Consider the following 11,677-nt stretch of genomic DNA (forward strand, 5'->3'; position numbering starts at 1 on the left):
ATATCCAGCTTGAGCCGTCTCCTATTAAGACCACTTCCCCTGCAGATACTGCTCCCCATCTCAAGCCTCCTAGCCATACAAGCTTCTCAAACTGATCTATCCCTTCAAGGGTTGCAACATATTCCTTTCTTATAAGCTCTCTCCTGTCCTTGCTCAGCTGTGCCACATCCTCATCTGTGAAGAAGAGAGCTTGAAGTTCCCCCCAATTTTTGGACAGAGGATTAAGGTGGAATCAGAGGGATGGAATCGGCTAAAATTGAGGAGGGCTTCAGCTCCCCACCACCTAGAATCACAGGAGAAGCCAAATGGGAGAAAAAAGGAGATATGACAGGGAGACCCCTCTCTCTCGTGGTGGAAACAGATACCTGAGATATTACCTTTGTGAGGCTGCCAACAGAGTCAGAGGGTAAAAAGTTCATAGCTAAATCATCTTCTTGTCTATCCTGTCAAGGCCTCTCAGGATAGCTCAAGTTTAGTGTGTCTTGAAATTGTCAAAGAGCTGGCCTTCATTCTGCCCTTGACATTTTACCGTATCGCTTTCCTATGATTTTTACAGCCCGCAACTTGGGTTATCAGCTTTTTAATCTTCTCACCACCTCAACCATAGCCTCATCATCGCCGACGTTCCCTGGGAAAACGACACAGGGGATATCTTTCACCTTCCAAACCGGAACGCCAGGATAGATCTGTCCAAGCACCATTGTGCGGCTTATTCCCAGTCCTTTAACGGCGATGTCATGAGAGGTTATGCCACCTTTAGCGAGGATAAAGGAGGGACGAGCGTTTAACCCTCGGGTGATCTCCGCTAATGCCGAGGAGATCCTTCGGCCGATCTTCAATGATTCCTCAGGTGTAAAGCCTTTTACCGGTTTTCTCTCCGTAAAGAGAACGGCGATCAGCCCCTTCTTTATCATCTCCTCAATCTTACGGGTTATCCTATCTATCGTTTTCCCTCTCTCCCCTCCCAATAGATCGGCGATTCGAACCTCTATACCGATCGTATCCGGCATCTCAAGCAACTTCTGCATCTGACGTGTTGTTCTCCCGACATATGACCCGACTATCACAAGAGCTCCCGGCTCCGTGTCCGTTTGAGGGAGTAATTCCTCCCCGGAAAGCACCCCTCCGGGTGTGATGCCGCCTCTGGATCGAACGAATGAAGCGGCTGTTCGATGGAGGAATCGTTTACCGCTGATCTCCGCATCCAACAATGCCAGGGAAAGCGCATCCAGATCCCTGTAATCGGCGGCGTTGACGATCACAATACGTCCACCTTCAAGCTCCATCAGCCTTCGGCTCAGCTTCTCTGGGCCCTCCTTCCTGAGTTCCCATATCGATATCCGTTCTACCTCGTCCTCTTTCACCATACCTCCCGTCTTCTCCTCAACCCATTTCGGCAGATAAGAGTGGATATAGCCAAAAGCTGGATCACGGGCGTATTCGGTCTGAGCGGCCGGGATCATCATTTCCCCCTGTCTAACCCAGTGGGCATCGTTCACCGTATACCTTCCACCTTCCAGGAAGAAGGGAATTATGAAGGTGGCGTCGAAGCTCATGGAAAGCCCCTCTGCCAGGGCATTTGTCTCGGTAGGGAAATGACCGCGCAGGGTCGAATCGCTCCGACTGACCAAGAAGAGCTTAACCTTTAGCTCCTCGGAGAGCTTTGATAGCCTCTGACCTATCGTTCGGGCCAGCTCGGCGGCTTCATCTGGGAGGAGAGATCGTGAGTTGGTGAGGATATAAACGACGTGGGACTCCTCTCTCAGAGCGGACTTCAGCGATTCCTCTTCCCATCCGGTATAAAGCGGCACATCGTGAACGGTTTGGCATCCAGTCGGATCATCATCTAAAACGATCAGCTTCCCGTCTAGAAGGGCGATCCTTTCACGGATGGAAGACAGGAGATCATGGGGCCAGATCTGGGGAAGGCCGCTCATCAAATCGCTGAATTTCACCGGGCTTACGCTTTCACCTCGCATCTCACCTGTTCTCCGAGCGATCCACCAATCGGTATATCCTCATCTGAAGCACCTCGAGATTTCTATCCTCAGGAGGTCTCCAGAGATCGTTGGTAAATTCTATTTTTATCCTATGCACTCCCCGTTTCACATCGGCTTTATATCGGAGCGTCTGCCATCCCTCACCTTGCAAGTTCCCTTCGCCGATGCTTTTTTCGTCCAGCGAGAGCTTTATCGCGGGATACACCCCTTCGGCCTTTGTTCCTCTAGCTGTGATCTCGAATATATAGGAATCGGTAGATGCGAAGTTTACCCTGCACGTCACATATCCGTTTGTGCCGAACCTCACTCCCCTGCCGACCCGCTTGAAGAGCTTGATATTCGGTTGGGGTTCCATGGAAGCGGCATCTATGATCACCCCGGAGGTCGTATCCCTGAACTCCGCTCTCAGGTTGGTCATAAGGGTGGAGAGATATCTGGCCGCCTTATCCGATGAGCCGGTTTTGCCGTGCCAGTTGATCTGATCTATGATTATCATACCCCTGTCGTTTTTTATCCTCACCAATGCTGAAGGGTTAAGTATCTCCTTCAAGCCTATTTCCTTAAGCGGTGCTATGGCGACCTTATCTAGGAAGAGATTTCTATCCTCGCCTCTCTCCGGCGCGTAGGCATCATTGGTGAAGGCAAAGCTCAGGGTATGTCTTCCCTGAGGGGCTCTGATTGAAACGTAATAGATATCCTCCTCGCCGTGAGTCAGCATGATCCCTGCTATTCTCTCCCCGTCCAGATAGATCGTCACCTCCGGATAGACGCCCTCCACCGGTGTGCCTCCGGCGAAGATCCCCAGGATGTACCTCCCCTCTTTGGGGAATTCATATTCGGCGGAGATGGAGCTCGCTGCATACATATGCATGCCGTTTTGCGTTATGGTGAGACCGAATTTCGATTCGGGTTTCATCCTCTCCGCCTCGATCACATCACATTTTTCGAGGGGCGGCAATGGCTCGGCGGGGATGTAATCTATGATTCCGGGATCGAGCGGCGTTCGCGATCGCCAATCTCCCGTATGTGGTCCGAGCCAGTAAAGCTCCTGATTTGAAAGCCCCGCTATTAGATCGTCTTTTTCCTCTATCAACACCGGCACCGCCTTAGATTTCTGAAGGACGAGTCCGCGAGGTAAAAGCCGGTTGACCACCTTCATCGATTTCGGTTCGATGGCATGCAGTATCAAGGTCCCGCCTCGGCGAATGTAGCTCCTCATTCCCTCTAACTTATCGCTTAATCCTCCCAGTTCCGGTCCATCCACCATCAGCAGAGGATAATCCTGGGGCAAGGGGATATCCTTCACCAATTTATACTTCAGATCTATCCTCTCCAAGTCGCGGCTTAGTCTCCTGCCGATAAGCGCCAGAACATGCCTGGGAGAGGGTTGAGCGGCGGTTCTACACGCGTAGTCGACGAGGTTCAACAGGAACCTTCCGGCTATCGGCTCGCTTTGAAGCTTTCCGCCTATGAGAAGCTGGCTCAGCAGGTATCTTCCTCTCCCCATCGGCACCTCGATAACGCCAGCGTGGATCAATCCGCCCGAACCGCCTGAATCCACGATCGTCCTGAAGGAACCGTGATTCGGTTTGGCTATCATCTTTCCGGCAACGATGTTATCTCCCCGCCAGAACTTGAAGTCGTCATCCCCTATGCCTAGGAAAAGGCCGCCGGGGTCCGCCCGCTTGAAAGCGATCGTACAGGCATAATCGGTCAGGGAAACGGGGAACATATTGGAGGGATAAAGATTTTGTTCAAGTACGACCAGGACGCCGCCTCGGCGGACGAACTCCCTCAGTCTCCCCCCGGGATCAGAGCGAGCTCCAACGGTGGGGACGGACGGTGTGGAGAACAGATCCAGCATATGAGCGCCGATAACGCATACGCTGGCAGGTATCTCTCCTTCCCACGGCTCCCCGATCTCCACCACGTCAAAACCACTTTCCCTGAGGAACTTCGCCAGATCACCGCCCCTGTCGTATACGGCCACCTTAAACCGGTTGCCGATCGGCCGCGGTTTTCTCGGAAAAAGCCTGTAGTTCTTGATATCCCTGAAGAGAATCTCACCTTTCTCCTCCACCTTGATCACAAGTCTGAGCGGATGAGAGAGTCCCGGGTATCTGTATTTAGGCATATGAAGGGTGATTCGAGTGACGATCTTGTCGGCGGGGTCCATTTGGAACTTTCGCGATCCGGAATCCACTCTCCTTCTCCCATCCCAGAGTTCCCATTTAAGCTTCAGTTTTGCCGATCGGTAGGTATCGTTGTATAGGTATATCGTCCTCTCGATCTCCTCTTTCTCGAAGAATCTGGAGTCATACTCCTTGATGAAGGCGGCGTTTGGCTCATAGGCGTATTTGACGGCATCGTATTGAACGTTTGGAAATCGTCCACTTTCAAGGAGCGTCCATGGACACATCCCAGCCACGTCCAGCGCTCTATAGCCTTGGATTTGCATCAGCCAAGCCATCGCCTTCGCTTTAGCTCTGCCGGCGTTGAAATCCCTGTAGGCCTCGTCGCCCACGAATAAGGTGAATGGATCGGGGGTTCTACCTGGCGACCAGAGGAACTCGCCGATGTAAAGGGGTTTCAGCCGTGACCATCTCCACTCCTTACGGGGATATCCTGAGACCTTAACCCTTTTTTCAAGCCAGTAGCAGGTATTTGGATATAGGTTCCACTGGGGAAACTCATGCGGATAATGCAGGTTTATGATGTCGGCTACACCGCCGGGGTCCTCATCTCCGTCGTACATGATCGGTCTGGTGGGATCGATCACCTTGAGAAATCTCCCCAGCTCTGCTAGTTTCTCCTCACAGTCACGAACTCTAGTACCGCCGGTATGCAGGATCTCATTTTCAACGCTGTATATCACGACGGAAGGATGGTTTTTATCCCGCCTGACCATTCCGGCGAGATGCTTTCTAGCGTTCTCCCAGAACTCCGGCTTAGAGAGGGCATACTCCTTTGCGAAGCACCAGATGGCCGACTCCTCGACCAGCAGTATACCCATCTCATCGGCGACCTCATACCACCATTCGGGCCATAAATTGGCGTGAAGCCTCATAGCGACGCAGTTCGCGCTCTTGATCGCCCTGAACAGATTTTCAGCATCCTTTCTGGTTGAATTGGCCGGGGGATGTCCAGCGGTGGCGAGGAACTTAATCCTTTTGCCATTGAGGACGAAGTAGATCCCGTCGATCCAGAACTCCCTGAACCCGAATCTCTCATCTCTGGTATCCACCACCTCACCGTCCTGAAGCAACTCGACCCTCATCGTATAGAGATAAGGGGAGAGGGGTGACCATAATTTGGGATTTTCCCACCGTTTAACAAGCACCTTTTTGATGCTGGATTTCGCCTCCATAGGTCTCAGATCGCCCTCCAGCCTAAGCACCTCCTCCCCCTGATCGAGGATTCTGCATCTGACCTTACCGTTTGCGCTCTGATCTGAATCGTTTTTGATGGTCAGCTCAACCTCTATCTGCCTCCTTCTTACGGAGGTCTTTATGAATACGTCATCTATGAACTGCGGGTGTCTGATCGATATATAGACATTCTGCCATATCCCGACATCCATCGTCCTGGAACCGACAGGGGCCATGATGATGTTCTTCTGTCCCTCGAACATGGCCCTACCTTGCTTATAGGGGAGCTCCCTGTTGAGCACGCCCCGGACATCCTGAACTCTGACAGCGATCAGATTTTCATCCTTCCTGACGGAGCTTGTGATGTCTATCTCGAAAGGCTCCCATCCGCCGAAGTGTCCTCCTACCTCTCTGCCGTTGAGGAAGACCTTCGAGACGTACTTGACGCCGCCAAAGTGGAGATAGACCCGTCTCCCCCGTCTGATCCGCGGAAGTTCAAAGCTTCTCTTGAACCATATGAATCTCTCAGGTCTGGATCTTACCGTAGCCGGAAGGATGATCTCACTCCATCTCGAATTATCCGGGGGTATGCCTGTGGAGTTCGAATAGCAGATAAGCCACCTGCCGTCGAGGCTCAACCGTTCGTCCGATCGTGAAAATGGGACAAGTCCGATCACTATTATCAGGAAGGTAGCGGTATGGATCAAAATCTTTCTCATCTCTCCTCTCCTCCTCAAAAAGGCATCCTTAAACTCAATAGCCATATTTGGTATGATATTGAGTTCATAGGTGGATGTCAAGCTTCCCATTGTGCGGGAAAAGGGCTTTTCGATGATTTGGCAAATCAGGCGTGGTAAGGGCGTTTCCCTGCGCGCCTCCGAATCCGGCAGGCATGGGGGCCTACCACTACAGCGCTGGCGAAAAGCGTTGAAAATCCCTTGTGCGGGAAATAAATTCTTGACAAGCAGAAGGGATTTTGATAAAATTTAATTTGGTTTGCTGCCGGGTCGTCTAACGGTAGGACGCATGGCTCTGGACCATGTAGTGGAGGTTCGAATCCTTCCCCGGCAGCCAGCACGGCGCTATCGTCTAGGGGTCTAGGACAGATGGTTCTCAGCCATCAGGCCGGGGTTCGAATCCCCGTAGCGCTACCATTTAACCCCAGCCAGCCTAGCTGGCTGGGGAATCGCCCTGCCCGTCGACTTAACGCTGACACCTGGAACCCTATCCGTGGTTCTGAACCACTCGGGAGCCAGATCAAGCGGCTTCAGATCTCTCCGCTTCTATCTCCTCTATCTCGATGATCTTCCTCGGGCAAACTTCGACGCAGGCGCCGCATGCCGTGCATTTGGTGTAATCTATGCTAGCTAAAGCCGTGTCCTTGTCAACGTGAATGGCATCGTATTCACACGCCTTCTCACATCTTCTGCATCCTATGCATCCGACCGTGCAGGCTTTCGTTACCTCTCCGGGAGATGCCTTCGAGCTGCACCTCACGAAAACCCTCGCGTCCTCGGGGACAAGCGAGATCAGCCCTCTCGGACACGCCTTCACGCATGCGCCACATCCCACACATTTCTCCCTGTCAATCACGGGCAACCCGTTTTCATCCATGCTCAAAGCGCCGAATTGGCAGGCCGCGACGCAATCTCCAAACCCAAGACAGCCATATTCGCACTTCTTGAACCCACCTCCCACCAGGTTGGCAGCCTCACAGGTCGTTATGCCGATGTAACTGAACCTCGGGCCGCTCTCCTCTCTGCCGCCCATGCAGAACAGTTGGGCAACCTTCGGCTGGAATTCCCCCGCCTCCGTGCCTAGGAGCGAGGCCAACTTCAATGCCACCTCCTTCCCGCCGACGACGCATTCGCTCGGCTTCCTCTTGCCTGCCGCCAACTCCCTCGCGAAGGCCTTACATCCCGCACATCCACACGCCCCGCAATCCGCACCGGGCAGTATGTTCATTATTTCCTCGACCTTCTCGTCCTCCGTGACGGCCAGTTTTCTGGCTATATAGGCCAAGCCAAACCCGAACAGGAGACCCATACCTCCCAATATCGCGATTGCCGGGATTATAGTATCGGCCATTTGACGTTCCTCCGATCTATTTTAAGAGGGTCACGGTTCCGGCAAACCCCTGAAATGCCATCGACAATATGCCCGCTATCAGCAGGGCTATGGGAACCCCCTCAAGCGCCTTGGGCAGATCCACGTATTCCAGTTGTTCCCTTATCCCAGCCATGATTATCATGGCTATGCCAAAACCCACACCGGCGCCGAGGGAGTAGACCAGGGAGTTATGAAACGTGAACTCGCGGTTTATGTTTATGAGGGTCACGCCCAGGATAGCGCAGTTCGTCGTGATGAGGGGCAGGTATATACCGAAGACGTCATACATCCTCTCCGCGAATCGGCGCATGAATGTCTCGATCAACTGAACCAACGTCCCTATCACCAGTATGAAGGCTGGTATCTTCAGGAACTCCAGGCCGTATCTCTTAAGCAGGAAGTAGTAGATCATCCACGTGAAGATGGAGGCTATGAACATGACGAAGATGACGGCTCCGCTCATGGCCAATGCCGGGCCCTTCTTCCTGGAGACGCCCAAAAACGGACAGATGCCCAGGAAGTTGGTTAGGACGAAATTGTTCAGGACCGCCGCGGTGAAAAACACAAAGAATATCTCCTTCATCTTCTCTCCTCCAATCGCCTGCTTACCAGGTTCATCAATCCCAAAAGCAATCCGAGGCTGAGCAAAGCCCCCGGAGGAACTATCATTATCACCATCGGCTCATACGGTTTTGCGAGGATCTGATGGGAGAATATGGTCCCAAACCCGAAAAGCTCCCTTATCGAGCCAAGCACTACGAGTACCAATGTGAATCCTATGCCCATGCCAAGGGCGTCCAGTATGGAATCTCCCAACGGCCTCTTGGATGCAAACGCTTCCACCCTTCCCAGGATCAGGCAGTTAACGACGATCAACGGCACGTAGATCCCCAAGACTTTGTGCATCTCCCTGTAATACGCCGCCAGGGTGTAATCCACGATCGTGACGAAGCTGGCTATGACGACGATGAAGATCGGTATACGGATCCTAGATGGTATCCATCTCCTGAAGATCGAGATCAATGATGAGGAGAAGAGAAGGACGAAGGTGGTGGCGAGCCCCATCGTCAGACCATTTGCCGCTTTGTTCGTGACGGCCAGGGTCGGGCAAAACCCAAGCAGCACCCGAAGCACAGGCAGATCCGTCCACAATCCTTTCGTGAAGTTTTTCAGGTTCATCCTTTCCTCCTCGCCTTAAGGACTGCTTTCATCGTCCTCACTATTCCGCCTATCACGGCGCTTGAGGAGATGGTGGCGCCGGTTATCGTGTCGTATTTCTCCTGAGGTCTCAGTCTCCCTTTAAGCTTGTTCAGAAAATCCTCCTCCTCGATCCTTGAGCCGAGGCCAGGGGTTTCAGCTTGTTCGAGCACCTTCACCCCCAGAACCTCAGGGACGGCCGGATCGAAACCGATCAAAAGCCTGATGGCCCCCTGATATCCCCCGACGCTCACGGAAGCCGCGTAGACCGTTTTCCCATCCTTGCTTCCTTTATAGAGGGCGATGAGGGCTACGTTTGCCTTTAAGACATCGAAGAGCTCGCCTTCGGTTATCGGGTTATAGTCGATCTTCGTCTCGGGCAGCACGTTCGAAAGGGACTCGCGCAATTCCTTCTCCCTGTTCTGCTCTATTATCGGCTTCGTATGTTGGTAGACGAACGAGAGGGAGAAAGCCGATACGGAGCAGACGAAGCCCAGGATTATCGAAAGCCTTATTATATCTTTCACTTTCTCACCCTCACTTTGCCGAAGGCGGTCGGTCTTATAAGGGAGTTTATAAGGGGTGTGAAGCCGTTCATGATCAGGATCGAATATACCACGCCTTCGGGCAAGCTGCCATACCTCCTGATGACGAAGGTCAGTATCCCCAGCCCTATGCCATAGATGAGTCTTCCCTTCGTCGTGATGGGACTTGTGACGTAATCGGTGGCCATGAAGAAGGCGCCGAACATAAGGCCACCGACGAAGAGGTAATATAGCGGGTTGTAATTCGCTATAAGGGCAAGGACGACGCTTGTCCCAAGATAGGCGGTGGGGATATCCCAGCGGATCACCCTCATCGCGAGGAGAAAGGCAGCGCCGATGAGAATAGCGAAGGCGCTCGTCTCTCCCATCGAGCCCGAGATATTGCCCCAGAACAGCTTTCCGATCAGATGCCAACCCTTGGTGAAGGTCATCTCACTCAGATTTCTCAGATGCGGGGTCGCCGAGGTGACCCCATCTGCGACCGAGAACCATTTCTTGGAGAGGAACTCCCTTGGCTCGACATATTTGTTGACGAAGGCGGGCCAGGTGGCCATCAGGAAGACCCTGGCGCTTGCGGCAGGGTTGAATATGTTCTTACCAAGTCCCCCGAAGAACTCCTTCACGATAACTATCGCGAACGCACACGCCACGATCGTCATCACGATCGAAACCGTAGGAGGCAGTATCAGAGCGATGATGAGCCCGGTTACCACAGCGCTCAAATCGTGTATGCTTCTCTCCTTTTTCAGTATCTTCCGTATGGCGAACTCCGAGCCGACGCAGCTCAGGACGCTTACCACCGTCAATATCAACGCCCTGATGCCGAACAGATATATCCCCGCGATTAAGGAGGGCATCAGGGCGATGATGACGTAGAGCATTATCCTTTGGGTATCCGCCTTTTTCCTGATGTGCGGCGAAGAAGCTAGTAGAAAATCCTCCATTCTACTTTTCCCTTCTTAACCTGCTCTTGATGGCCCTTATGGATTGAACGATTTGGACCTTTGAGGGACATTCATACTCACAACAGCCACATTCTATGCAGTTTAATACGTCGTACTCCAACGCTTCCTGGAACCTCCCCTTCTCATACAGTATGGGAAAGATCCGCGGCATCAGTCCCATCGGGCAGACGTCGATACATCTGCCGCAACTGATGCACGGATATCTTCTCGTCTTCGGTATATCACCTAAGGCCAGGATGCCCGTTGTGGTCTTTACGACGGGCACCTCGTCGGAGGGAAGGGATACGCCCATCATCGGTCCACCCATTATAACCCGCCTTACGCCCTCTTTGTATCCGCCGCATTCCTCTATCAGTTGAGAGACAGGCGTCCCGATTCTGACTAAAAGGTTTTTAGGATCATTAACCTCACCTGTGACCGTGACGACTCGCTCGTAAAGCGGCTTTCCGAGTATCACGGCCTCGAAGACGGCATATGTCGTCCCGATATTTTGAACCACCACTCCCACGTCCAGAGGTAGTCCTCCCACAGGCACCTCTCTTCCCGTTACGGACTTGATCAACACCTTTTCGGCGCCCTGGGGATATCTCGTTTTGGTCTCCACGACCTTGATCGGCTTACCGGCCAGTCTCTCCTCAAACGCCTTAATCGCATCGGGTTTGTTGTCCTCTATCGCTATGAAGCAGTCCTTGGCGTTCAGGGCCTTCATGAGGAGCAGAGTTCCTTCGATGATCTCATCCGTCCTTTCGAGCATGAGCCTGTGGTCTGCCGTGAGATAGGGCTCACACTCCGAACCGTTTATGATCAACGTGTCAATCGGTTTGTCCTTGGGAGGACTCAGCTTGACGTGGGTGGGGAATCCGGCACCACCGAGCCCTACGATCCCCGACTCGGCGATTATCTTGATTATATCCTCCCTGCTTAAGTCATCCACCTCTCTTATCCGCTCGTAGCTCTCCGCCGGCTCCTCCGTCGTCTCGATCACCACCGACAGCACACTTCTTCCGGAAGGGGAAGGCATAGGGGCAATTCTCCTCACGACACCTGTGACGCTTGAATGGACGTTGGCGCTCACGAAGGCGGAGCTTTGGCCTATCAACTGTCCGACCGATACAGTATCCTTGGCGGAGACAATGGGTTGAGCGGGGGCGCCGATATGCTGTTGTAGGGGAATTACCGCCGTTTCAGGTATTTTTGATCTTTCTATTTTGTGGGAGGCGGTGACTTTGCTGTAGGGGAGATGAACTCCTTTACGAAATTTGAATATAGCTTCCACAAGCGAACCTCCAAAGGAGGATCAACGATATATTAGGATACAATAACCCCATATGGATGTCAAGCTCGACGGGTGTCTGGGAGGGCTTTTCAATGATTTGATAAGGATACAATCCACCCTTCCGCCCCAAAGGCCGAAGAAGAATCAAATCTTGTCATCTTCTCATCCCTATCCTTCTACCTGAATCACCTCCCTTTCCTTAATCTCCCTTCTTCTC

Annotated in this window: 8 protein-coding genes and 2 tRNA genes; 2 read left to right on the forward strand and 8 right to left on the reverse strand. The window is 52.7% G+C overall.

All coding sequences use genetic code 11. The annotated features are described in order from the left end of the window. Nucleotides 1-572: 572 nt before the first annotated feature. Both J7M22_13310 and J7M22_13315 read right to left on the reverse strand, forming a co-directional pair. Nucleotides 573-1,979, reverse strand: a complete 1,407-nt coding sequence (locus tag J7M22_13310; GenBank protein ID MCD6507588.1) for a hypothetical protein — start codon at nucleotides 1,977-1,979, stop codon at nucleotides 573-575. 1 nt (nucleotide 1,980) lies between these two features. Beyond that, entirely contained in the window at nucleotides 1,981-6,087 is a 4,107-nt protein-coding gene (locus J7M22_13315; protein ID MCD6507589.1) for a hypothetical protein, read from the reverse strand. A gap of 281 nt (nucleotides 6,088-6,368) precedes the next feature. Here J7M22_13315 and J7M22_13320 point away from each other — a divergent pair. Next, nucleotides 6,369-6,442 (forward strand) — tRNA-Gln (locus J7M22_13320). A 4-nt stretch (nucleotides 6,443-6,446) separates the two neighbouring features. After that, nucleotides 6,447-6,522: transfer RNA gene (locus J7M22_13325), tRNA-Glu, on the forward strand. 103 nt (nucleotides 6,523-6,625) lie between these two features. Here J7M22_13325 and J7M22_13330 read toward each other — a convergent pair. Genes J7M22_13330 through rsxC form a run of 6 tightly spaced genes read right to left on the reverse strand, consistent with a single transcriptional unit; the run spans nucleotide 6,626 to nucleotide 11,451 of the window. Then, on the reverse strand, nucleotides 6,626-7,456 hold the full coding sequence (locus J7M22_13330) for an RnfABCDGE type electron transport complex subunit B (GenBank protein ID MCD6507590.1): 831 nt from the start codon (nucleotides 7,454-7,456) through the stop codon (nucleotides 6,626-6,628). 16 nt (nucleotides 7,457-7,472) lie between these two features. Next, a complete protein-coding gene (locus tag J7M22_13335) occupies nucleotides 7,473-8,060 on the reverse strand; it encodes an RnfABCDGE type electron transport complex subunit A (protein MCD6507591.1) in 588 nt (195 codons plus the stop codon). Then, nucleotides 8,057-8,656: an electron transport complex subunit RsxE gene (rsxE, locus tag J7M22_13340; protein ID MCD6507592.1), complete on the reverse strand. Its 600-nt coding sequence runs from the start codon at nucleotides 8,654-8,656 to the stop codon at nucleotides 8,057-8,059. Before rsxE ends, J7M22_13335 begins: the two co-directional genes overlap by 4 nt. Beyond that, nucleotides 8,653-9,201: an RnfABCDGE type electron transport complex subunit G gene (locus J7M22_13345; protein MCD6507593.1), complete on the reverse strand. Its 549-nt coding sequence runs from the start codon at nucleotides 9,199-9,201 to the stop codon at nucleotides 8,653-8,655. The genes rsxE and J7M22_13345 overlap by 4 nt, the downstream gene beginning before the upstream one ends. Then, nucleotides 9,198-10,163 carry an RnfABCDGE type electron transport complex subunit D gene (locus J7M22_13350; protein ID MCD6507594.1) on the reverse strand — a complete coding sequence of 322 codons (966 nt, stop codon included), beginning with the start codon at nucleotides 10,161-10,163 and terminating at the stop codon, nucleotides 9,198-9,200. The genes J7M22_13345 and J7M22_13350 overlap by 4 nt, the downstream gene beginning before the upstream one ends. A 1-nt stretch (nucleotide 10,164) precedes the next feature. Next, the gene (gene rsxC, locus J7M22_13355; GenBank protein ID MCD6507595.1) at nucleotides 10,165-11,451 is read right to left on the reverse strand and encodes an electron transport complex subunit RsxC; all 1,287 of its coding nucleotides are present in this window, start codon (nucleotides 11,449-11,451) and stop codon (nucleotides 10,165-10,167) included. Nucleotides 11,452-11,677: the final 226 nt, after the last annotated feature.

The organism is Candidatus Poribacteria bacterium (assembly GCA_021162805.1).
Classification (GTDB): Bacteria; Poribacteria; WGA-4E; order B28-G17; family B28-G17; genus JAGGXZ01.

Coding starts and splice junctions, on each gene's coding strand:
- J7M22_13310 (MCD6507588.1), bottom strand. CDS start 1,979: ATGCGAGGTGAAAGCGTAAGCCCGGTGAAATTCAGCGATTTGATGAGC.
- J7M22_13315 (MCD6507589.1), bottom strand. CDS start 6,087: ATGAGAAAGATTTTGATCCATACCGCTACCTTCCTGATAATAGTGATC.
- J7M22_13330 (MCD6507590.1), bottom strand. CDS start 7,456: ATGGCCGATACTATAATCCCGGCAATCGCGATATTGGGAGGTATGGGT.
- J7M22_13335 (MCD6507591.1), bottom strand. CDS start 8,060: ATGAAGGAGATATTCTTTGTGTTTTTCACCGCGGCGGTCCTGAACAAT.
- rsxE (MCD6507592.1), bottom strand. CDS start 8,656: ATGAACCTGAAAAACTTCACGAAAGGATTGTGGACGGATCTGCCTGTG.
- J7M22_13350 (MCD6507594.1), bottom strand. CDS start 10,163: ATGGAGGATTTTCTACTAGCTTCTTCGCCGCACATCAGGAAAAAGGCG.